This is a genomic window from Aliamphritea ceti (genome assembly GCF_024347215.1).
GTDB lineage: Bacteria > Pseudomonadota > Gammaproteobacteria > Pseudomonadales > Balneatricaceae > Amphritea > Amphritea ceti.
The window spans coordinates 4,651,400-4,673,193 of the sequence record NZ_AP025282.1 but is presented as its reverse complement, the minus strand read 5'-3'; the positions used below and the strand labels follow the sequence as shown (position 1 = coordinate 4,673,193).

The 21,794-nt window shown below is 47.9% G+C and carries 17 protein-coding genes and 2 tRNA genes; 18 read left to right on the top strand and 1 reads right to left on the bottom strand.

Annotation, left to right across the window (positions count from 1 at the left end; genetic code table 11):
* Window positions 1–32: 32 nt before the first annotated feature.
* The 15 genes from folP (at window position 33) to OCU49_RS21025 (ending at window position 15,952) form a co-directional block, all read left to right on the top strand.
* Entirely contained in the window at window positions 33–899 is an 867-nt protein-coding gene (gene folP / locus OCU49_RS21095; protein ID WP_261842509.1) for a dihydropteroate synthase, read from the top strand.
* A gap of 61 nt (window positions 900–960) precedes the next feature.
* A complete protein-coding gene (gene glmM, locus OCU49_RS21090; RefSeq protein ID WP_261842508.1) occupies window positions 961–2,301 on the top strand; it encodes a phosphoglucosamine mutase in 1,341 nt (446 codons plus the stop codon).
* A 135-nt stretch (window positions 2,302–2,436) separates the two neighbouring features.
* On the top strand, window positions 2,437–3,201 hold the full coding sequence (gene tpiA / locus OCU49_RS21085; protein WP_261842507.1) for a triose-phosphate isomerase: 765 nt from the start codon (window positions 2,437–2,439) through the stop codon (window positions 3,199–3,201).
* 12 nt (window positions 3,202–3,213) lie between these two features.
* Window positions 3,214–3,573 (top strand): preprotein translocase subunit SecG, encoded by a 360-nt coding sequence (gene secG / locus OCU49_RS21080; RefSeq protein WP_261842506.1) that lies wholly within the window; start codon window positions 3,214–3,216, stop codon window positions 3,571–3,573.
* Between the two features lie 9 nt (window positions 3,574–3,582).
* Window positions 3,583–3,669: transfer RNA gene (locus OCU49_RS21075), tRNA-Leu, on the top strand.
* A 132-nt stretch (window positions 3,670–3,801) separates the two neighbouring features.
* Window positions 3,802–3,878, top strand: a tRNA-Met gene (locus OCU49_RS21070).
* 341 nt (window positions 3,879–4,219) lie between these two features.
* Entirely contained in the window at window positions 4,220–4,678 is a 459-nt protein-coding gene (rimP, locus tag OCU49_RS21065) for a ribosome maturation factor RimP (protein ID WP_261842505.1), read from the top strand.
* Between the two features lie 39 nt (window positions 4,679–4,717).
* Window positions 4,718–6,208: a transcription termination factor NusA gene (nusA, locus tag OCU49_RS21060; RefSeq protein ID WP_261842504.1), complete on the top strand. Its 1,491-nt coding sequence runs from the start codon at window positions 4,718–4,720 to the stop codon at window positions 6,206–6,208.
* Between the two features lie 24 nt (window positions 6,209–6,232).
* Entirely contained in the window at window positions 6,233–8,755 is a 2,523-nt protein-coding gene (infB, locus tag OCU49_RS21055; RefSeq protein ID WP_261842503.1) for a translation initiation factor IF-2, read from the top strand.
* 6 nt (window positions 8,756–8,761) lie between these two features.
* Window positions 8,762–9,193, top strand: a complete 432-nt coding sequence (gene rbfA, locus OCU49_RS21050) for a 30S ribosome-binding factor RbfA (protein ID WP_261842502.1) — start codon at window positions 8,762–8,764, stop codon at window positions 9,191–9,193.
* Between the two features lie 3 nt (window positions 9,194–9,196).
* Window positions 9,197–10,153, top strand: coding sequence for a tRNA pseudouridine(55) synthase TruB (truB, locus tag OCU49_RS21045; RefSeq protein WP_261842501.1), 957 nt, complete (start codon window positions 9,197–9,199; stop codon window positions 10,151–10,153).
* A gap of 118 nt (window positions 10,154–10,271) precedes the next feature.
* A complete protein-coding gene (gene rpsO, locus OCU49_RS21040) occupies window positions 10,272–10,541 on the top strand; it encodes a 30S ribosomal protein S15 (protein WP_261842500.1) in 270 nt (89 codons plus the stop codon).
* 180 nt (window positions 10,542–10,721) lie between these two features.
* The gene (pnp, locus tag OCU49_RS21035; RefSeq protein ID WP_261842499.1) at window positions 10,722–12,824 is read left to right on the top strand and encodes a polyribonucleotide nucleotidyltransferase; all 2,103 of its coding nucleotides are present in this window, start codon (window positions 10,722–10,724) and stop codon (window positions 12,822–12,824) included.
* Window positions 12,825–13,287: 463 nt separating this feature from the next.
* Entirely contained in the window at window positions 13,288–13,881 is a 594-nt protein-coding gene (locus OCU49_RS21030) for a putative pterin-binding protein (protein ID WP_261842498.1), read from the top strand.
* A gap of 55 nt (window positions 13,882–13,936) precedes the next feature.
* A complete protein-coding gene (locus OCU49_RS21025; protein WP_261842497.1) occupies window positions 13,937–15,952 on the top strand; it encodes a putative bifunctional diguanylate cyclase/phosphodiesterase in 2,016 nt (671 codons plus the stop codon).
* Window positions 15,953–16,100: 148 nt separating this feature from the next.
* Here the strand turns inward: OCU49_RS21025 and OCU49_RS21020 are convergent, their stop codons facing one another.
* Window positions 16,101–17,042, bottom strand: a complete 942-nt coding sequence (locus OCU49_RS21020) for an outer membrane protein assembly factor BamD (RefSeq protein ID WP_261842496.1) — start codon at window positions 17,040–17,042, stop codon at window positions 16,101–16,103.
* A 184-nt stretch (window positions 17,043–17,226) separates the two neighbouring features.
* On the opposite strand from OCU49_RS21020, the gene rluD reads away from it, so the two are divergent.
* The 3 genes from rluD (at window position 17,227) to clpB (ending at window position 21,667) form a co-directional block, all read left to right on the top strand.
* Complete coding sequence (gene rluD / locus OCU49_RS21015) at window positions 17,227–18,195, top strand: 23S rRNA pseudouridine(1911/1915/1917) synthase RluD (RefSeq protein ID WP_261842495.1); 969 nt, start codon at window positions 17,227–17,229, stop codon at window positions 18,193–18,195.
* On the top strand, window positions 18,192–18,920 hold the full coding sequence (pgeF, locus tag OCU49_RS21010; protein ID WP_261842494.1) for a peptidoglycan editing factor PgeF: 729 nt from the start codon (window positions 18,192–18,194) through the stop codon (window positions 18,918–18,920). Before rluD ends, pgeF begins: the two co-directional genes overlap by 4 nt.
* A 158-nt stretch (window positions 18,921–19,078) precedes the next feature.
* On the top strand, window positions 19,079–21,667 hold the full coding sequence (gene clpB, locus OCU49_RS21005) for an ATP-dependent chaperone ClpB (protein ID WP_261842493.1): 2,589 nt from the start codon (window positions 19,079–19,081) through the stop codon (window positions 21,665–21,667).
* Window positions 21,668–21,794 lie beyond the last annotated feature (127 nt).

The following is a 21,794-nucleotide window of genomic DNA, read 5'->3' as shown; positions in this document are numbered from 1 at the left end:
CTTTTTACGTTCTGAAGTAGGAACAATGAATAATGAGTAATTTGAGTCAGTTTCAGTTTGCTTCCCGTCAGTTGGATTTAACGCGGCCTCAGGTGATGGGAATTGTGAATGTAACGCCGGATTCGTTTTCTGATGGCGGTACTTTGTATGCCTCAGAAAAGCTGTCGGTTCAGCGAGCGATTGAACGTGCTCAGCAGATGGTTGAGCAGGGAGCTGCTTTTATTGATATTGGTGGTGAGTCCACGCGGCCAGGTGCTACACCGGTCGGTTTGCAGGAAGAAATGAACCGTGTGCTGCCGGTTGTTGAGCGTTTGAACCGTGAGGTTGATGCGATAATTTCAGTTGATACCAGTTCGCCGGAGGTTATTCGTGAAGCTGCATCGCTTGGCGCTGGATTAATTAATGATGTGCGGGCTCTGGGAAAGGCGGGAGCGTTAGAGGCGGCGGTAGCAAGTGGTTTACCTGTTTGTTTGATGCATATGCAGGGTAGTCCGGCAACGATGCAGGATGCACCAGCGTATGCGGATGTGATCGATGAAGTAGAAGCATTTCTGAGCGCCCGTATAGCAGCTTGTGAGGTGGCGGGAATAAGTCGGCAGAAAATTATTCTTGATCCAGGGTTTGGTTTTGGTAAGACTTTGGAGCATAACTTAAGGTTGCTGAACAAGCTGGAGCAACTACATCGCCTTGATTGCCCATTATTACTGGGTACTTCGCGTAAAAGTATGATTGATCATGTGCTGCATAAGCCGGTCGATCAGCGGTTATCTGGCGGTTTGGCAACAGTGGCCTTAGGTGTCACGAAAGGAGCCGCGATCTTCCGTGTACATGATGTGCAGGAAACAACAGATGTTGTGCGTATGTGTGAAGCTGTGATGTTAGAGCGCAAGCCAGATTAATAAAGGGGAATGTGGCCGTGTTGCTTTGGTGAGCGGCGTGCAGGAACAGAAAGGAATTAATATGACTAAACGATATTTTGGTACTGATGGCATACGCGGCAAAGTAGGTACTGCACCTATAACACCTGATTTTATGCTGAAGCTTGGCTGGGCTGCGGGAAAGGTATTTGCGCGAGAAGGGCGCAGTAAAATTATCATTGGTAAAGATACGCGTATTTCTGGCTACATGTTTGAGTCAGCACTTGAAGCGGGGCTGTCTGCTGCAGGTGTGGATGTGTTGCTGTTAGGGCCAATGCCGACGCCGGCGATTGCGTATCTGACCCGAACCTTTAATGCTAATGCCGGCATTGTGATCAGTGCCTCGCATAACCCTTATTATGATAACGGCATTAAGTTTTTTTCTGATCAGGGTACAAAGTTGTCAGATGACATCGAGCATGCGATAGAAGCTCAGTTAGACTTGGCGCTAACAACTGTTGATGCTGCTGAGCTGGGTAAAGTGCGGCGTATCGATGATGCTGCCGGACGTTATATTGAATTCTGTAAAGGCACGGTTAATGCCGGTTTGAGTCTGAAAGGTCTCAAGGTTGTGGTTGACTGTGCCAATGGAGCAACCTATCACGTAGCACCTCAGGTCTTCAGTGAGCTGGGTGCTGATGTCGTTACTATTGGTGCTGGCCCGGACGGTCTGAATATCAATGACGGTTGTGGTGCCACTTCTACGGAGGCTTTGCAGGCGGCAGTCATTGAGCACAAGGCAGATCTTGGTATTGCACTGGATGGTGATGGTGATCGGGTGATTATGGCTGATCATAATGGTGTTCAGGTTGATGGCGATGAGTTGCTGTTTATTATGGCTATGCAGCTGCACCGTGAAGGCCGTTTAAATGGCGGTGTGGTTGGCACGTTGATGTCTAACTTCGGTCTGGAGCAGGCCTTGCAACAGGCGGATATTCCATTTGAACGTGCCAATGTAGGTGATCGTTATGTAATGGCGTCTCTGGCTGAGAAGGGCTGGTTGCTAGGTGGTGAGTCTTCCGGGCATCTGGTTTGTCGCGACGTGACGACGACCGGTGATGGTATTGTGGCGGCGCTACAGGTGTTGAAAGCGATGATGGCAAATGATAAGTCGCTGGCCGAGTTGAAAGGTGAAATGACTAAAATGCCACAGACGATGATCAATGTTCGTTTGGCTGAAAAGATAGATGTTGTCAGCTTGCCTGCGGTTCAGGCAGCAGTTGCTGATGTTGAAACGCGTCTGCAGGATCGTGGTCGGGTGTTGTTGCGGCCATCCGGTACCGAGCCTTTGGTAAGGGTGATGATTGAGGGTGATGATGCAGTCTGGGTTGAGGAATTGACAGCAGAGCTGGCGGCGGCGGTTGAGGCAGCTATCGAGGTCTGATTAAGTTGATTTATAAGGCGTTTCAGTTGCCTGATTCGTCTCTTCTAAGACTTATTCTGCTGTAGCAATGTTAAGATCTTGTAACTTATTTTGAAACTGGGTACTATGTGCGCCGCCTTACACAGAGGAAATTATATGCGTAAAACAATCGTTGCCGGTAACTGGAAGATGAACGGTACCCGTGAAGCAAACCGGGAATTGCTGAGTCAGTTGGTTGCAGGGGTCGAAATTGCGCATGGTGTAGAGGTGTTGGTGTGTCCGCCAGCGGTATATCTGGATCAGGCCACGGAGCTTGTGAAAGGTTCAGCTATTAAGGTCGGTGCCCAAAACGTCAGTGATCAGCCTAAAGGTGCGTTCACTGGTGAGACTGCTTTGTCTATGCTGCAAGATCTGGGGTGCGAATATGTGCTTCTGGGTCATTCAGAGCGGCGTACTTTGTTTGCAGAAACAGATATGCAGGTGGCAGAGAAATTTGCCGCTGCGCTGGCTGCTGATATCGTGCCTGTTTTGTGTGTAGGTGAAACGCTGGAACAGCGTGAAGCATCAGAAACGCTCCCGGTTGTTGCTGCTCAGATTGCGGCAGTTAGTGATCGGGTAGGGATTGCGGCGATGGCGCAGACTGTAATTGCTTATGAGCCAGTCTGGGCAATTGGTACGGGTTTAACCGCGACGCCTCAGCAGGCTCAGGAAGTGCATGCAGCAATTCGCGCACAGCTGAAAAAACTCGATGCTGATGTCGCAGATTCCGTGTCAATTCTGTATGGTGGCAGCATGAACGCCAGCAACGCAGCAGAGCTCCTGTCTGAACAGGATATCGATGGCGGTCTGGTTGGTGGTGCCTCATTGAAGGCTGAAGATTTTTTGACGATCTGTGGTGCTGCCGCAGCGCGTCTGAAGTGAGTGAATAGTTAAATGGAAACTCTGATTCTTGCGGTACATGTTTTATTAGCGGCGGCGATTATTGCTCTGGTTTTATTGCAACAGGGTAAGGGCGCAGAAGCCGGTGCTGCTTTCGGTAGTGGTGCATCTCAGACTGTATTCGGTAGTCAGGGTTCAGGCTCTTTTCTGAGTCGTATGACAGGCGTAATGGCTGTTGGTCTGTTTGTCACCAGTTTTGTGCTGGCTGTCTATGCGAAAGAAAAAGCTGGCACAGTAACTGATGCAGGTATTCCTTCTGCGGCAGTTGTTGAGCAAGTTCAACAGGCTGATGAGCTGCCTGTGCTGGAAGAGGTTGTCGCGCCTGCTGATGCAGACGTACCTCCAGCGGAATAAAGTTTTTAAGCCGAAGTGGTGGAATTGGTAGACACGCCATCTTGAGGGGGTGGTGGCCTAATGGTCGTGCGGGTTCAAGTCCCGCCTTCGGCACCAATTCATTGTTCAGCATCTGATGCTGCAACAGTCGAATAGCCAGTTAGCAGCATGATTTGATGCGCTGGTCCTCAAAAGTCCTGTTATTGCTAAATAGGCGCGGTGAGATTATAATACCCACCGGTTTTTTGATGCGGGGTGGAGCAGCCTGGTAGCTCGTCGGGCTCATAACCCGAAGGTCGTCAGTTCAAATCTGGCCCCCGCTACCACAAAAAACAGCAGTGATAACTGCTGGTAGTCAAAAGATATCTGTTTACATTAGATCTTTTCTGCCAAAGCAGCAGTGTGCTGTCGCTTCGTACGGATCTTTGTATGGAGTGTTTTACTTAAGTTAATTTTATCTAAAGTAAAACGGAATTGAAGAAATTCAGTTCGCGCGGTGTTTATCGTAATAAAATACTGTTTTATTACGCTAGATACCGTTCAATTAGTACGCTGATTGGCCCCTTTTTAGGGGCTTTTTCGTACTTGCGGCTCAGGAAAGCCGCGAAAGTAATGGGTCGAAGACCCATTTTTTAATGGTTTTAACTAGTTAATCTGAGGTTTTTGCGTGTCCGCAAAGATGAGTACTTTAGAAGCCCTGATCGAACCGTCTGTAGTGGCGTTAGGTTTGGAGCTTTGGGGCATTGAGATGCTGTCGCAGGGTCGGCAAAGCATGCTGCGTGTCTATATCGATTCAGAGAATGGCGTTGGTGTTGATGACTGTGCGCAAGTCAGTCGTCAGATTAGCGGTGTTCTGGACGTAGAAGATCCAATCAGCGGTGAATATACGCTGGAAGTATCCTCACCAGGTATGGATCGTCCGTTGTTCAAACTATCGCAGTACCAGGATTACATTGGTCATGTAGTTCAGCTGCGTTTACGGATGCCATTTGATGGCCGTCGCAAGTTTAAGGGCGTCCTGAATGGTATCGAAGATGAAGATATCGTGCTGGTTGTAGATGCGGATGAATATTTGTTACCAATCGATCATATCGAGAAGGCAAATATTGTACCGCAGTTTAAATAACCCACGGGCAGGATTGGAATTTGAGGTAGGGGCAGTTGCATGAATAAAGAAATTCTCCTGGTTGCTGAAGCAGTTTCTAACGAAAAGGATGTTTCCAAAGAAGTTATCTTTGAAGCCATCGAGTTAGCGCTCGCGACCGCAACCAAGAAACGTTACGACGAAGAAGCGGAAATTCGTGTTGTTATCGACCGTGAAACCGGTGATTACGAAACATTCCGTCGCTGGGATGTGGTTAGCAACGAAGCAGTACCATTGTTGGGTACTGAGCTGAATATGCAGGAAGTTGAAGAGATTGATACTAGCCTGCAGCCTGGCGATGTTCATGAAGAGCAGGTTGAATCTGTTAAGTTCGGCCGTATCGCTGCCCAGACTGCAAAGCAGGTTATTGTTCAGAAAGTACGTGAAGCTGAGCGCGCTAAGGTTGTTGCGCTGTACAGCGATCGTATCGGTGATCTGATTTCCGGTTCTGTGAAGAAGGTTACCCGCGATAACATCATTGTTGATCTTGGTAATAATGCTGAGGCAGTACTGCCGCGTGATCAATTGTTACCGCGGGAAGCGTTTCGTATGGGTGATCGTATCCGTGCTGTTTTGCATGAGATTCGCACAGAAGGCCGTGGTCCTCAGTTGGTAATGAGTCGGGTCAGCAATCAGATGCTGATCGAGTTGTTCCGCATTGAAGTGCCTGAAATTTCAGAAGAAGTTATTGAGATTCGTGCGGCGTCCCGTGATCCGGGTTCGCGCGCTAAGATCGCAGTTAAAACTAATGATGGCCGAATCGATCCGATAGGTGCATGTGTGGGTATGCGTGGTGCACGCGTACAGGCTGTATCTAACGAATTGAGCGGTGAGCGCGTTGATATCATTCTGTGGGATGACAATCCGGCTCAGCTGGTTATCAATGCTATGTCGCCTGCCGATGTAGCTTCCATCGTAATGGATGAAGAAACCCGCTCTATGGATGTTGCAGTTGCTGAAGAAAATCTGGCAATGGCAATTGGTCGCAGTGGTCAGAACGTACGTCTGGCATCTGAACTGACAGAGTGGAAACTGAATGTAATGACTGAAGATGAAGCGGCTGAAAAGCAGCAGTCTGAAGTTGGTTCAATACTGGAAACCTTCACCAAGCATTTAGATGTTGATGATGACATCGCAGAGGTTCTGATCGACGAAGGCTTCACTTCTCTTGAAGAAGTTGCCTATGTACCGGTCGACGAAATGCTTGAAATTGATGGTTTTGATGAAGAAATCGTTGAAGAGCTGCGTAACCGCGCTAAAGATGCCCTGCTGAATCTGGAACTGGCTAGCGAAGAAAAGCTGGAAAGTGCAGAGCCAGCTCAGGACTTGCTTGAAATGGAAGGTATGGAGCGTCATCTGGCGTTTGTACTGGCAAGCAAGGGCATTGTAACCATGGAAGACCTGGCAGAACAGGCTGTTGAAGATCTGCTCGATATTGAAGAGCTGGATGATGAAAAAGCAGCAGCACTGATCATGACTGCCCGGGCACCATGGTTTGCGGACGAAGAATAAGGTCAACGTAGGAGAGTAACGAATATGGCAGAAGTCACAGTAACACAACTTGCCGAGGTAGTTGGCGTTCCCGTTGATCGTTTGTTAACGCAAATGGGCGAAGCCGGTATTTCCGGTAAGAAGGAAGCCTCCAAGGTAAGTGAAGATGAGCGTCAGAAATTACTGGCACATCTTAAGCGCAGTCACGGTGAAAAGTCTAAGGGTGAACCTAAGAAGATCACACTGAAGCGTAAAACTACTAGTCAGCTGAAAGGTGCCGGTGCTTCCGGTAAAAAAACGATTAACGTTGAGGTACGTAAAAAGCGTACTTATGTTAAGCGTGATGAAGAAGATACTTCAGCTAAAGATCAGGAAGCTGCTGCCCGTTCAGCAGAAGATGCTGATCGCGCGCGTCGTGATGCGGATCTGCAGGCTGCGCAAGAAAAGCAGCGTGAAGAAACACGCAACAAGCAAGCTGCTGATGCTAAAGCTAAAGCGGCAGCAGAAGCTAAGTCTAAAGCGGCTGCAGATACTAAAGCAAAGAGCACGACTGAAGCACCGCGTCCGGCACGTAATGCTGAACCAGCTGCTGATGCAAAGCCAGCTGCGAAAAAAGGCCGTGAAAAGCCTGCTTTCCGTAATGAAAGCAAGCCTTCTGGCGGTAACAAAGGGCCAGGTAATAAGCGTCTGTCCCGTAAGGGTGGTAATTCCGGACGTGACCGTGATAACCGTCGTGGCGGTAAGCCCGTTCGTAAGGGTATGACCAGCGATAACGTTCAGGCGTTTGAGAAACCAACTGCACCAGTTGTGCATGACGTACATATTCCTGAATCAATTACAGTTGCTGAGCTGGCGAAGAAAATGTCAGTTAAAGCGGCTGACGTGATCAAGGTTATGTTCAAGATGGGTGCTATGGCTACCATCAACCAGGTGATCGATCAGGACACTGCAACGCTGGTTGTAGAAGAGATGGGTCATACTGCGGTCGCAATGCAGGAAAATACTGTAGAAGATCAGCTGATCGAAAGCACCAGCAACGAAGTTGTTGAAGGTGAAACGCAGGAACGTGCTCCGGTAGTTACTGTAATGGGTCACGTAGACCACGGCAAAACATCTCTGCTGGATTACATTCGTGAAACGCGTGTTGCAGCAGGTGAGTCTGGCGGTATTACTCAGCACATCGGTGCATACCATGTAGAAACTGATAAAGGCATGGTCAGCTTCCTGGATACACCGGGTCACGCCGCGTTTACCGCAATGCGTGCTCGTGGTGCTCAGCTGACAGATATCGTAATTCTGGTAGTAGCTGCGGATGACGGTGTGATGCCGCAAACCGAAGAAGCTGTGAATCACGCGCGTGCAGCGGGTGTACCACTGGTTATCGCGGTTAACAAAATTGATAAAGAAGAAGCCGATCCGGATCGTGTTAAAAACGAACTGGCTCAGCGTGACGTACTGCCTGAAGATTGGGGTGGCGACGTTCAGTTCATTAATGTTTCAGCTAAAACAGGTCAGGGTATCGATGAGCTTCTGGATGCAGTACTGCTGCAGGCTGAAATTCTTGAACTGTCAGCTGTACCTGAAGCACCGGGTCGCGGTGTTGTTGTTGAATCTCGTCTTGATAAAGGACGTGGTCCGGTTGCAACCTTGCTGGTACAGAACGGTACTCTGAATCAGGGTGATATCGTGCTGGCTGGTCTGCAATATGGCCGTGTACGTGCGATGCTGGACGAAAACGGTAAGCCGGTTAAGTCTGCTGGTCCGTCTATTCCTGTTGAGATCCTGGGTCTTGATGGCACGCCGGGTGCCGGTGATGAGTTTACCGTTGTTTCCAGCGAGAAGAAGGCCCGTGAAGTTGCCTTGTTCCGTCAGGGTAAATACCGTGAAGTTAAACTGCAGCGTCAGCAGCAGGCTAAGCTGGAAAATCTGTTTGCGAACATGCAGGCAGGTGAACAGAAGTCTCTGAACGTGATCCTGAAGTCTGATGTACGTGGTTCCCTGGAAGCACTGACCGGCGCTCTGAACGATCTGAGTACTGAAGAAGTTAAGGTGAACATCGTTTCTGGCGGTGTAGGTGGTATTGCAGAAACTGATGCCAACCTGGCACTGGCTTCCAGCGCGATCATGATCGGCTTTAACGTTCGTGCTGATGTTCAGGCCCGTGCGGTTATTGAGCGTGAAGAGATCGAACTGCGTTACTACAGCGTAATCTACGACATCATCGATGATGTGCGTCAGGCGATGACGGGTCTGTTGGCTCCTGAATTCCGCGAAGAAATCGTTGGTATTGCTGAAGTACGTGATGTCTTCCGTGCACCGAAGATTGGTGCGGTTGCAGGCTGTATGGTTACCGAAGGTTCCGTTTACCGTAACAAGCGTATCCGTGTACTGCGTGACAACGTTGTTATCTATGAAGGCGAGCTGGAATCTCTGCGTCGCTTCAAAGACAACGTTGCTGATGTACGTCAGGGTATGGAATGTGGTATCGGCGTTAAGAACTACAACGATGTTAAGGTTGGCGATCAGATCGAAGTATTCGATTCTGTTGAAATCCAACGTACTCTGTAAGGCGTTATGGCAAGAGATTTTAGTCGTACACAACGAATTGCTGACCAGGTCCAGAAGGAACTGGCTCAGCTGATTCAGCGGGAAATAAAAGACCCGCGTCTGGGTATGGTAACCATCAGTTATGTCAAGGTCGCAAAAGACCTTGGCTATGCTGATGTTTACGTGACGGTACTGCCATTAGGCGGTAAAGATCACGATGAAGCCATTGCCGAGTCTCTAAAAGTGCTGAACCAGGCTGCAGGCTTCCTGCGAGGGCAGCTTGCAAAACTGGTTAAATTGCGGGTTATGCCGCAACTGCGCTTCCATTTTGATGCCAGTGTTGATCGGGGTCGTCGTCTGAATGACCTTATTTTCCAGGCGCGTCGTTCAGATGCAGAACTGCTGTCTGACGAAACGCAGGAAACTGATCAGCAAAGCCCGGATTCGAAAGGGGAGTAAACCATGGCCAGGCGGGCAAAAGGCCGGCCGGTGGATGGTATTTTCCTGCTGGATAAACCCGGTGGGATCTCCTCTAACCGAGCTCTGCAAATTGTTAAACGTCTCTATGGTGCTGCTAAAGCAGGTCATACCGGTGCGCTAGATCCTCTGGCCACTGGTATGTTGCCACTTTGCTTTGGCGAAGCCACCAAATTCTCACAATTCTTACTTGAAGCAGATAAGCGTTATCAGACCACGGCTAAATTAGGCCAGCGGACCGATACCAGTGATGCGGATGGTCAGGTAGTGGAAGAGCGGCCGTTACCGGCTGATCTGAGCTTTGCAGGAATTGATGAGCTGTTACAGCGTGAATTTACCGGTGAGATAACCCAGGTGCCGTCGATGTTTTCGGCGTTAAAACATAATGGGCAACCGTTATATAAATTAGCGCGGCAGGGGATTGAGGTTGAAGTTAAGAGTCGTCAGGTGACGGTTTACAGCATTGAAGTGCTGGGCTTTCGTGGCGATGAAGTTGACCTTGATATCCGTTGCAGTAAAGGCACATATATTCGTTCTATCGTTCAGGATATGGGTGAGATGCTGGGCTGCGGTGCGCATGTTCAAATGTTGCGTCGTCTTGATTCCGGGCCGTATAAAGCGGCGGATATGATGCCTTTATCTGAGCTGGAAGCTTTAGTGGAAAAAATGGCTGCTGAAGTTGATCTGGATGGGATACAAAAGCATCTGGATGGGTTATTATTGCCGCCCTGGAGTCCGGTAGCGGATACCCCTGAGGTTATTCTTGATGAAACGCAGGTTCTGGCTTTGATAAGGGGTCAGAAAGTGCAGTTGGAAACGCAGTGCGCGCAGGCGTTAGTACGTATTCTGACAGAGAGTGATGAATTCCTTGGAATAGGTGAAGTTACCGACAGTGGACGGCTGTTATCTCGGCGTTTACTAAATACCCAGCAAAAAGTTTAAAATTTGTTCTGATCTTAATCAGAACATTCTGACGATGTACTGAAAATATGCTCGGTGCATCGCGACTTTTAATCCGGCGGCTCAGGCCGTGTGCATATTAAACTCTGGAGTTATAAAAATGGCATTATCTGCTGAAAAGAAAGCTGAGATCGTTGCAGAATACGCACGTGGTGAAGGCGACACTGGTTCCCCTGAAGTTCAGGTTGCTCTGTTGACTCACAACATCGTTGGTCTGCAGTCTCACTTTAAAGGTCACATCCATGATCACCACTCTCGTCGTGGTCTGATCCGCATGGTAAACCAGCGTCGTAAGCTGCTGGATTACCTGAAGGGTAAAGATGTTAGCCGTTACGTCGATCTGATCGGTCGTTTAGGTCTGCGTCGCTAAGATAGTGTTCCGGGGTCATCAATCGATGACCCCGGTGCTTTTTAAGCCTGTTTAATTGTCGATTATCAACCAGCCTGTACTCTGATAGGCCTTCATTGAGGGGTTAACAGAGTACTGGCTAAAAGAGGCCGATAACGCGATAAACGGGCATTTTACTGGTTAAGCTTAAGGAATATTATTGTGCCACAAGCAATTACTAAAACATTTCAGTTCGGTCAGCACCAGGTAACACTGGAGACTGGACGTGTCGCTCGTCAGGCAACTGGTGCTGTACTGGTTACTATGGCCGGCGTTCAGGTACTGTGTACCGTTGTTGGTGCTAAGAGCGCCCGTGAAGGACAGGGTTTCTTCCCGTTGTCTGTTCACTATCAGGAAAAATACTACTCTGTTGGTCGTATCCCAGGTGGTTTCTTCAAGCGTGAAGCGCGTCCTTCTGAAAAAGAAACGCTTACTTCCCGTCTGATCGACCGTCCGATTCGTCCACTGTTCCCGAAAGGTTACATGAATGAAGTACAGGTTATCTGTACTGTAATGTCTGCTGACAAAGTGAATGATCCGGATATCGCTGCGATGCTGGGTACGTCTGCTGCACTGGCTATTTCCGGCATCCCTTTCCAGGGTCCTATCGGTTGCGCACGTGTTGGCTACACTGAAGAAGACGGCTATTCACTGAACCCTAGCTATGAAGCGCTGCAAAGCTCTATGCTGGACATGGTTGTCGCTGGTACGTCTGATGCAGTACTGATGGTTGAGTCTCAGGCTCAGGAATTGTCTGAAGACGAAATGCTGGGTGCTGTTGTATTTGCCCACGAAGAAATGCAGGTTGCTATTGGTGCAATCAATGAGTTGGTTGCTGAAGCAGGTAAAGAAGCCTGGGTTTGGGAACCGGCTGCTAAAAACGAAGCGCTGATTGAACAGGTGCGTGGCGTTGCTGCTGCAGGTGTTGAAGCTGCTTACCAGACTGCTGACAAAATGCAGCGTCAGGCTGCTTTGAGTGCAGTACGTGAGCAAGCTGTTGCTGCTTTATGCGAAGGTGAAGACGCTGCGTCTGCCGGCGAAGTTAGCGGTATCATCAGTTCACTGGAAAAAGAAATTGTTCGCGGACGTATTCTGGATGGCGCGCCACGTATTGATGGACGTGACACTAAGACTGTTCGTGATATCGAAGTTGAAATTGATATTCTGACTGGTACACACGGTTCTTCATTGTTTACCCGTGGCGAAACTCAGTCAGTTGTTACCTGTACGCTGGGTACTGCACGTGATCAGCAGATCATCGATGCAATTGAAGGCGAGCGTAAAGACCCGTTCATGTTGCACTACAACTTCCCTCCATACTCTGTAGGTGAAGCTGGCCGTATCGGTGCTACTGGTCGTCGTGAAATCGGTCACGGTCGTTTGGCTCGTCGTGGTGTTGCTGCGGTTCTGCCTACTCAGGAAGAATTCCCATACACTATCCGTATCGTATCTGAGATTACTGAGTCTAACGGTTCAAGCTCTATGGCGTCTGTATGTGGTGCGTCTCTGTCTATGATGGATGCTGGTGTACCTCTGAAGGCTCCTGTTGCTGGTATCGCGATGGGTCTGGTTAAAGAAGGCGAGCGTTTCGCTGTACTGACTGATATTCTGGGTGATGAAGATCACCTGGGTGACATGGACTTTAAAGTTGCCGGTACTGAAGCAGGTGTTACTGCGCTGCAGATGGATATCAAGATCACGGGTATTACCGAAGAGATCATGGATATCGCACTGGAACAGGCATATGAAGCCCGTGCTCACATCCTGAAAGAAATGGGTAAGGTAATCGGTTACTCTCGCCCAGAACTTCCAGACAATGCGCCAGCAATGACACTGATCGAGATCAACCCAGAGAAGATCCGTGACGTAATTGGTAAAGGTGGTGCGACTATCCGTGCACTGACTGAAGAAACTGGCGCGACTATCGATATCGATGACAGCGGTACAGTACGCATCTACGCAGCTGATAAAGCAGCAGCGAAGATGGCAACTGACCGTGTAATCGAAATTACTGCAGAAGCTGAAGTAGGCGCAGTATACGAAGGTAAGGTTGTTCGTATCGAAGAATTCGGTGCATTCGTAAACATCCTGCCAGGTAAAGATGGTCTGGTTCACATTTCTCAAATCGCTAACAAGCGTATCGAGAAAGTTACGGATTATATCAAGATGGATGACGTACTGAAGGTTAAAGTTCTGGACGTCGATGCCCGTGGCCGTATTAAGCTGACCATGCGTGATCTTGAGCAGGACGAGTCTGTAGAATAAGACTGACTGCTAAAAAAGCCCGCTTAAGCGGGCTTTTTTGTGCCCGAAATTTACGGGTGTTGCATTGTCTGTTGCTATATGACCTTGTTTGAAGTGTTGCTAAGCGTTAAATCAAGTTATCTGTTTGATTGTTACTTGTCAGTTATAAAGTGGTATTGGCTAAGTTGCTGTTTATAAATAATTTTAATATCAATGATGTGAATATTTATTTCTTTTAGTTGTAATGGTTCGTTTTTATATAGCTTTTAAACTGTATGTCAGGTGTGCAGTGTTTTTGCTATTTTGATAGTTTTTGTTTGAAAAAATGGCTGTTTCTATTCTCATAATGGTGGATTCTGCATACCTCGCGTAGAGCGGTAATGGTTTTTTTAACATAGAATTGTTACTGGTTGCTCATAGATGTTTGCAGGGGATCCGGTTTGAGTATTTAGAGGCTGGAGTTCGGCTCAGGCATTGAACCAATATGGCAGATGTACGTTCGCAAAAGGAAGCAGATAAAGAACCTATGAGTATTATTTTTTGTTTGATTTCACGGGAGGCTGTGATGTTGAAGAAAAAGCTATGTGTATGGTTTTTATGCTGCTTCTTTCCTACCATTCTGTTTGCGCAGGATATAGATCTGACTACACCGCAAGGCAAGGTATTACTTACACTTAGCGGTAATATCACTGAGCAGAATTCGGATGGTGCGCTCAAGTTAGATCGTGATCAGTTATTGCAGTTTCAGCAACGTACGATCAGTACTGAGACCCGCTGGACGGAAGGCATGAATGTTTTTAAAGGGCCGTTAGTACGTGATGTGCTTGCAGCAGCAGGGGCGACAGGTGCTATGGTCTCAGCTGAAGCGGCGAATGAATATAAGATTGAAATTCCGTTTGAGGATTTTGAATCTTTCGACGTTATTCTAGCCATAGAAAATAATGGTGAACCATTAACTGTGCGTTCAAAGGGACCTGTCTGGGTTATTTATCCCTGGTCTGAAGACGCAGCGTTGAAAAATGGTACTTATTACTCACGTGCAATCTGGCAGTTAGTGAAGTTCGACGTTCATGATTAAACCGGGTTCCAGAACATCAATTTTTATCGCTACTCTGATGCTTGTAGTTATTATCATGAGTATGTTCAGCTCATTCTGGCTGTTCAAGCAAATATCAGGCATGCAGGTGGGTCCAACCCGCTCTGAATTGGTGTTTTTTTTACGGCAGTATGAATATGAGTTGATGCGTACCGCTGTGCAATATGCTGAGGCTTATCCTGAAGCTCGTTATGAAAGTAGTCGTGATAGCTTTGATCGATGGTTCAATATTCTCTGGAGTCGTTTAGATAGTATTGAGTCTGGTAAGTTAGGAGTTGATGCTGTTAATGATGGCTTCGACATGGAACAGTTACAAACTGCAATCATGCATATTGATGGCGTGCTGTACGGTTTAGACACACCGACAGCGGCTGAATTTGGAGAGGTAAGGGCGATCTTTCAGCAACTGATCGAAGCGTCCCATCAGTATCAGCAGGACAGGGACTTTCTCAACAGAGAAGTTGCACTGACCCGGCAAATGAAATCTTTTGAATCTTACCGTAACTCTTTGGTGCTGAGCGTCATCGCTCTGATTCTTGGTTTAGTCGTAGCCGTTTATCTTTATCGTAATAATAAACGCTTATTGGATATGCAGGTCAGTCTTGAAGAGCGGGTAGAGCAGCGCACGCATGAGTTGATGTTGAGTAACATAAACCTAAAAAGTGAGATAAAAGAGCGTTATAAAGTAGAAGAACAGTTGCGCAACAGCCAGATGATTGCTGAAGAAGCTAAAGAGCGGGTTGAGTATCAGGCGAATTTTGATTCGCTGACCAAGCTGGCCAATCGTAATCTTTTTGAAGACCGTTTTTCGCAAGCGATTGCCCGCGCCCGTCGCGATGACAGTAAAGTTGCCTTGTTGTTTTTAGATCTGGACCGTTTCAAGCATATCAACGATACCTTGGGGCATTCAGTAGGCGACGAATTATTGCAGGAAGCATCAAGCCGTATATTGGATGTGCTGCGTGAAAGTGATACCGCGTCACGCTTTGGTGGCGACGAATTTTCGGTGGTGCTGCCTGATGTTAAAGATTCACTGGTTATAGAGCATATAGTTGGGCGGATTCTCGACCGGCTTTCAATGCCTTATCGCCTGGAAGGTAACGACGCTTTTGTATCTGCGAGTATCGGTGTAACAATTTTTCCGGATGACGGTGACAGTACAGGTACACTGCTGCGTAAAGCAGACAGTGCTATGTATAAAGCGAAGGAGCGTGGTCGCAATAATTTCCAGTTTTTTACGCCGCAGATGGATGTTGAAGCGCACGACAGACGTAAGTTGGAAGCTGCGTTGTATGATGCGCTGGAGCACAACGAATTCATGCTGAATTATCAGCCGGTATTTAATCCGCATACTGACCGGATGGTGGGCGCTGAAGCTTTAATTCGCTGGTACGATCACGAAAATGGCTTTGTTACCCCGGACGTATTTATTCCGTTAGCGGAAGAGATTGGATTAATAGTGCCTATTGGAGAATGGGTATTGCGGGAAGCCTGTAAACAAGCTGTCAGTTGGAAAGAGGACAGTGGCTTGCCGCTGCATCTTGCCGTGAATATGTCTTACCGGCAGTTTCAGAAGCAGAATGTTGCCGCTATGGTTGCGGATGTGCTGGCAGATACCGGGCTTGAGCCAGAACGGTTGGTCTTGGAAATTACCGAAGGCTTGATGATGGCAGACGATCAGGGGATTCATGATCAGCTGGAAGATATTCGTAAACAGGGTGTGAGTCTGGCGATAGATGATTTCGGTACGGGATATTCTTCGCTGAGTTATTTAAAAAAATTCCCGATTAATATACTTAAAATTGACCGCTCTTTTATTAAAGATCTGACCGTTGATCCGGATGACGATGAGCTGGTAAAAGGGATTCTGTCAATGGCGCAAAGTCTTAAGTTACAGGTGGTTGCTGAAGGTGTTGAGAGTCAGCAGCAGGAAGAGTTTCTGGTCAGTAATCAGTGCCTGTTTACTCAGGGCTATTATTACAGTCGGCCGTTATCTCAGCCGGATTTTGAACGTTTTCTTAAGCAGTCTGTGGAGCGATACCGTTCCGTATGAAATAGCAGTTTTTTGCAGATTATAGAGTTGTAGAAAAGCTGATACTAATATTTAAAGTGAATAAATGCATAAGCGTTGATTACTGATCAGCAGGTAATAAAAAAGAGCGGCTATGCCGCTCTTTTTTTCGTCTAGGTTAAGCCATGTTTTACTGGGCTGGTTGCGCCTCTTCGTCATCATCAAATACGCCGAAAGTCATTATGCTGAACCAGGAGCGCTCGTTGCTATCCTCTTCAACCTGTGGCTCCGGTTGCAGGTTAGCTGATTCCTGATCGCCATCACCTAACAAGCCAAAGGTGGCAGAGCTCAGCAGAGATTCCTTCTTGGCGCGCTTAATGCTCGTCTGGTAGCCTGGGAAGTTAGTGTCTAAAACTGCTTTAGCGTCTGCAGCCAGTTCAGGCAGTTGCAGTTGACTATAGCCCAGTACCATGATGCTAAGTGCTTCGGGTACTAACGGTGTTTCCTGATAGTTCTCAACTACATAGCGACCACGGTTAGCAGCTGCAAGCCATGCCTCACGGCGAACGTAATAACGTGCCACGTGAATTTCATATTGTGCCAGACGGTTCTTCAGGTAGACCATGCGCTTTTGTGAGTCCGGCGCATACTGGCTGTTCGGGAAACGTTTGATCAGAGTGTCGAAGCTGTTAAATGAATCCAGAGCGTTACCTGGATCGCGGGTGCTTTCATCTACAGGTAGATAGTCTTCAAATACAGATTTATCCTGGTTAAAGGCAGTTAAACCTTTCAGGTACAGTGCATAGTCAAGATTCGGATGATTCGGCTGCAAGCGAATGAAGCGGTCAGCGGCTGCTTTAGCAGCTTCTTCTTCTCCGTTCTTATGATAGGAGAAAATTAGTTCCAGCTGAGCCTGCTCGGAATACTGGCCGAACGGGTAGCGTGCTTCCAGTAGCTGCAGTTTTTCAATTGCTAGTGCGTAGTTACTGGCCTTCAGGGCGGTAATCGCTTCGTCATAAATGGTTTGTTCCGGCGTATCCAGGTTATCGGTTTCATCACCACCACCAAACCACGAGCAACCGGCGGTTATGATACAAATCGATAGAATCGCGAACAGCTTAGCTAGGCGCATAAAAAATATCCTGATAATTGTTACCACTGTTCTTGTAAGACAGCGGTTTAGGCCACTTTCAGTTATAATGGGCAAAATTTTACCGGGCTTATTTAACCATAACCCGTAGTGAAGCCAAAGCATCAAACCGCCTTTGTGTGATGAAACCGTACAAAGAGCGCAAAAAAAGTGAAGAATATATAGCATGACAGAACAGGTGCAATTAAGCGCAACCGTCCCGGACGGGCTAGTAGGTAAGCGATTAGATCAGGCGGTTGCCGATCTGTTCCCTGATTATTCTCGATCACGTCTGCAAAACTGGATTAAAGATGGCAGTTTATCCGTTGATGGTAAAAGCTGGCGCATTCGGGATAAAGTCTTCGGTGGCGAAGAAATTGTGATTGATGCCAAACTGGAAGTGATAGACAGTTTTGTACCTCGCGAAATGCCGCTAGACATCATCTTTGAAGATGAACACATCATGATCATTAATAAGCCTGCAGGGTTAGTCGTTCATCCGGCTGCTGGCCACTGGGATGATACGCTGCTTAACGGTTTGCTACATTACAACCCGGAAATAGCGCAGGTACCACGGGCAGGGATCGTTCACCGGCTGGATATGGATACAACCGGTCTGATGGTTGTTGCTAAGACGATTCAGGCGCAGACGGATCTGGTTGCGCAGCTGCAAGAACGCAGTATGGGTCGTGAATACGAAGCTGTTGTGAATAATGTCATGACTGGTGGCGGTACTGTTGACGAACCTCTGGGACGTCATTCCCGTAATCGTCAGATGATGGCTGTTGTCGGTGTAGGTAAAGAAGCTATTACCCATTATCGGGTGCTGGATAAGTTTCGCGCCCATACGCATATCCGTCTGAAGTTGGAAACCGGTCGTACCCATCAGATTCGTGTGCATATGGCATATATCAATTATCCGTTAATTGGCGATCAGATGTATGGCGGACGATTCCGTTTACCTAAAGGCATTTCGCCGGATTTACAGAAGAATCTGCGTGATCTGAAACGTCAGGCACTGCATGCCAAACGTCTGGAGTTATTCCATCCAGACAGTGGTGAATTGATGTCATGGGAAGTGGACCTTCCTGAAGACTTGCAACAATTGCTGGTTAATCTTAAAGATGATGCTAAGGCTCACGAAGAAGACCAATGAAACTAATTCGCCCAGACTGGCTGGCGCCTGCACAGATAAAAGCTTTTACAACTACTCGTCAGGGCGGTTGTAGTAAAGGTGTATATGCGGGTCTCAATTTGGGCGATCACGTTGCAGATGACCCGTTAGATGTAGTCGAAAATCGACGTCTACTGGCAGCAGAGAACGGTTGGCAAGATGTGCAGTGGTTGCAACAGGTGCACAGTACTATTGCAGTTGAGGCTTCCGGTAACGGTGACGTGCCGCAAGCTGATGCCTGCTGGACGGATAAGCCGGGGCAAGTATGTGTGGTCATGACAGCAGACTGTTTGCCAGTGTTTATCAGTAATGCTGACGGAACCCGGGTAGCCGTTGCGCATGCTGGCTGGCGTGGGTTGGTTGATGGTGTAGTGGAAAATACCCTGCAGGTGTTTGATCAGCGGGAAGACTTACATGTCTGGCTTGGGCCTGCAATTGGTCCGGATGCTTTTGAAGTCGGAGAAGAAGTACGCCAACAGTTTTGCGATGAACTGGCTTCTTCGGATACTGCTTTTAAACCTTCTGTGACAGAAGGTAAGTGGCTGGCTGATATATATCAGCTGGCACGGTTACGTTTACAAAATATAGGCATAGAACAGGTAAGTGGTGGCGACCAGTGCACTTTCTCTCAAGCTGACGATTTCTACTCTTACCGCCGTGACGGTGTCACCGGCCGGATGGCCAGTGTGATCTGGATCGACAGTTGATATATATCAGCTTCTTCTAATTTAAATTTCCTCTGCTGGCTTGAATTTCTTCCTGCCAACCCCTACTTAAGTTAATAACTCACCAGCCGTCCCGCGGGCCATTTAGAGCCCGGATATCATAACGGCCAGTGGTGCAGATAATTTTAAGGAGGGTTCTAATGCATCCCGAACGTTTTACCAGTAAGTTGCAATCCGCTCTGGCTGATGCTCAGTCACTGGCGATTGCTAAAGATCACAATTACATTGAGCCGGTTCATATTCTTAAAGCGTTGCTGGAACAGCAGGGTGGTTCAATAAAGCCTTTACTGACACAGGCAGGCGTCAATACGCAGCAGCTTAGCAGTGCTGTGCAGCAGGAATATAGCAAGCTGCCACAGGTGTCCGACAGTGATGGTGACATTCGCTTTTCACCTAATGTAGGCAAACTCTTCAACCTGACTGAAAAGCTAGCCCGTGAATGGCAGGATCAGTATATCGCGAGTGAAGTCTTTGTGTTGGCGATGCTGGATGATAAAAGTGGCGTAGGTAAATTGCTCAAAGCGGCAGGTGCCGATAAGCAACGTCTGACGGATGCTGTTCAGCAGTTGCGTGGTGGCGAAGGTGTGAATTCTGCTAACGCAGAAGAAAATCGTCAGGCATTAAATAAATACACGATTGATCTCACCGCCCAGGCCGAAGAAGGCAAGCTGGACCCTGTTATTGGCCGTGATGATGAAATCCGCAGAACAGTGCAGGTGCTACAACGTCGTACCAAGAATAACCCTGTTCTGATTGGCGAACCTGGTGTGGGTAAAACCGCCATTGTTGAAGGTCTGGCTCAACGCATTGTTAATGGCGAAGTGCCGGAAGGCCTGAAAAATAAACAGGTATTATCGCTAGACATGGGGTCGCTGATTGCAGGGGCTAAATTCCGTGGGGAGTTTGAAGAGCGCTTAAAAGCGGTTCTGAATGAACTGTCTAAACAGGATGGTCAGGTAATCCTGTTTATCGATGAATTGCATACCATGGTTGGTGCTGGTAAAGGCGAAGGTGCTATGGATGCCGGTAACATGCTCAAGCCTGCGCTGGCACGCGGTGAACTGCATTGTGTCGGTGCAACTACGCTGGATGAATATCGCCAGTATGTTGAAAAAGACGCTGCACTGGAGCGCCGCTTCCAAAAAGTCATTGTTGATGAGCCGAGTGAAGAAGATACCGTCGCTATCTTACGTGGTTTGAAAGAACGCTATGAAATTCACCATGGTGTGGATATTTCAGACTCTGCGATTATCGCAGCGGCTAAATTATCTCAGCGTTACATTACTGATCGGCAGTTGCCAGACAAAGCCATTGACCTGATTGATGAAGCCGGTAGCCGTATTCGTATGGAAATGGACTCTAAGCCGGAAAGCATGGATCGGCTGGAGCGTCGTCTCATTCAGCTTAAAATGGAACGTGAAGCCCTGAAAAAAGAAAAAGATCAGGCGGCAAAAAAGCGTTTGCAGGAACTTGAAGATGCTATCAGCGTAATTGAAAAAGAATATGCTGATCTTGAAGAGATTTGGAATGCTGAGAAACTTGCTTTGCAAGGCTCGCAGCAAGTGAAAGAGCAGTTGGATCAGGCGCGGATTGAGTTAGAGCGGGCCAGTCGTGCCGGTGATCTGAGCATTATGTCCGAGCTGCAATATGGCAAAATTCCCGAGCTGGAGAAACAGCTGGTTGCCGCTGCTGAAGCTGAGGCCGAAGCGGATAATACCGAGCAGGAAAATAAGCTGTTGCGGAATAAAGTCGGTGAAGAAGAAGTTGCCGAAGTAGTTTCTCGCTGGACAGGTATTCCGGTTGCAAAAATGCTCGAAGGGGAGCGTGAAAAATTATTGCGGATGGAAGATGCACTTCATGAGCAGGTTATTGGTCAGGAAGAAGCAGTAACTGCTGTTTCCAATGCAGTACGCCGTGCCCGGGCTGGGTTGGCTGATCCGAACCGTCCAAATGGCTCATTCCTGTTTCTTGGGCCAACGGGGGTTGGTAAGACAGAATTATGCAAAGCATTGGCCAGCTTCCTGTTCGACACTACCGATGCCATGGTGCGCATTGATATGTCTGAGTTTATGGAAAAACATTCGGTCGCTCGCCTAATTGGTGCGCCACCGGGATACGTTGGCTATGAATCAGGCGGCTACCTGACAGAAGCTGTGCGGCGTAAGCCATATTCAGTCTTGCTCTTGGATGAAGTAGAAAAAGCTCATCCGGATGTCTTCAATATACTGCTACAAGTATTGGAAGATGGCCGTCTTACTGATGGTCAGGGGCGGACCGTTGATTTCCGAAATACTATAGTGGTGATGACATCTAACCTGGGTTCTGATCTTATTCAAAATTTCAGCAGCGATGATGACTATAGTCTTATGCGTAATGCTGTTATGGAGGTGGTGGGTACTCACTTTAGACCCGAAGTGATTAACCGGATTGATGAAGTTGTTGTTTTCCATAGCCTGGGTAAAGAACAGGTGAGAGGTATAGCGGATATTCAGCTACAGCGCTTGCGTAGCCGTTTGGCTGAAAGAGAACTGAGTCTGACACTTACTTCTACAGCGCTGGACAAGCTTGTGGATGTTGGCTTTGAGCCGATATATGGAGCACGGCCATTGAAACGGGCGATTCAGCAATGGATTGAAAACCCCTTAGCTCAGCGTTTACTGGCCGGCGACTTTAGCAGTGGCAGCGAAATTGCTATAGATGTTGAAGCTGGGGAGTTTGTCTTTCGATAAAGCTGGCAATGAGTCAATCTTCTGAAACGGATAACCCCGAGGCTGATATCAGCCTCGGGGTTTTTTATGCCTTAACCAAACAGGTAAGCGACAAACATATAATTGTCGTGCTGTAATCTTTCTGTAT

What these genes read in the sequence shown, in the direction of transcription:
- folP (WP_261842509.1), top strand. Translation starts at nt 33, where the DNA reads ATGAGTAATTTGAGTCAGTTTCAGTTTGCTTCCCGTCAGTTGGATTTA.
- glmM (WP_261842508.1), top strand. Translation starts at nt 961, where the DNA reads ATGACTAAACGATATTTTGGTACTGATGGCATACGCGGCAAAGTAGGT.
- tpiA (WP_261842507.1), top strand. Translation starts at nt 2,437, where the DNA reads ATGCGTAAAACAATCGTTGCCGGTAACTGGAAGATGAACGGTACCCGT.
- secG (WP_261842506.1), top strand. Translation starts at nt 3,214, where the DNA reads ATGGAAACTCTGATTCTTGCGGTACATGTTTTATTAGCGGCGGCGATT.
- nusA (WP_261842504.1), top strand. Translation starts at nt 4,718, where the DNA reads ATGAATAAAGAAATTCTCCTGGTTGCTGAAGCAGTTTCTAACGAAAAG.
- infB (WP_261842503.1), top strand. Translation starts at nt 6,233, where the DNA reads ATGGCAGAAGTCACAGTAACACAACTTGCCGAGGTAGTTGGCGTTCCC.
- rbfA (WP_261842502.1), top strand. Translation starts at nt 8,762, where the DNA reads ATGGCAAGAGATTTTAGTCGTACACAACGAATTGCTGACCAGGTCCAG.
- truB (WP_261842501.1), top strand. Translation starts at nt 9,197, where the DNA reads ATGGCCAGGCGGGCAAAAGGCCGGCCGGTGGATGGTATTTTCCTGCTG.
- rpsO (WP_261842500.1), top strand. Translation starts at nt 10,272, where the DNA reads ATGGCATTATCTGCTGAAAAGAAAGCTGAGATCGTTGCAGAATACGCA.
- OCU49_RS21030 (WP_261842498.1), top strand. Translation starts at nt 13,288, where the DNA reads ATGGCAGATGTACGTTCGCAAAAGGAAGCAGATAAAGAACCTATGAGT.
- OCU49_RS21025 (WP_261842497.1), top strand. Translation starts at nt 13,937, where the DNA reads ATGAGTATGTTCAGCTCATTCTGGCTGTTCAAGCAAATATCAGGCATG.
- OCU49_RS21020 (WP_261842496.1), bottom strand. Translation starts at nt 17,042, where the DNA reads ATGCGCCTAGCTAAGCTGTTCGCGATTCTATCGATTTGTATCATAACC.
- rluD (WP_261842495.1), top strand. Translation starts at nt 17,227, where the DNA reads ATGACAGAACAGGTGCAATTAAGCGCAACCGTCCCGGACGGGCTAGTA.
- pgeF (WP_261842494.1), top strand. Translation starts at nt 18,192, where the DNA reads ATGAAACTAATTCGCCCAGACTGGCTGGCGCCTGCACAGATAAAAGCT.
- clpB (WP_261842493.1), top strand. Translation starts at nt 19,079, where the DNA reads ATGCATCCCGAACGTTTTACCAGTAAGTTGCAATCCGCTCTGGCTGAT.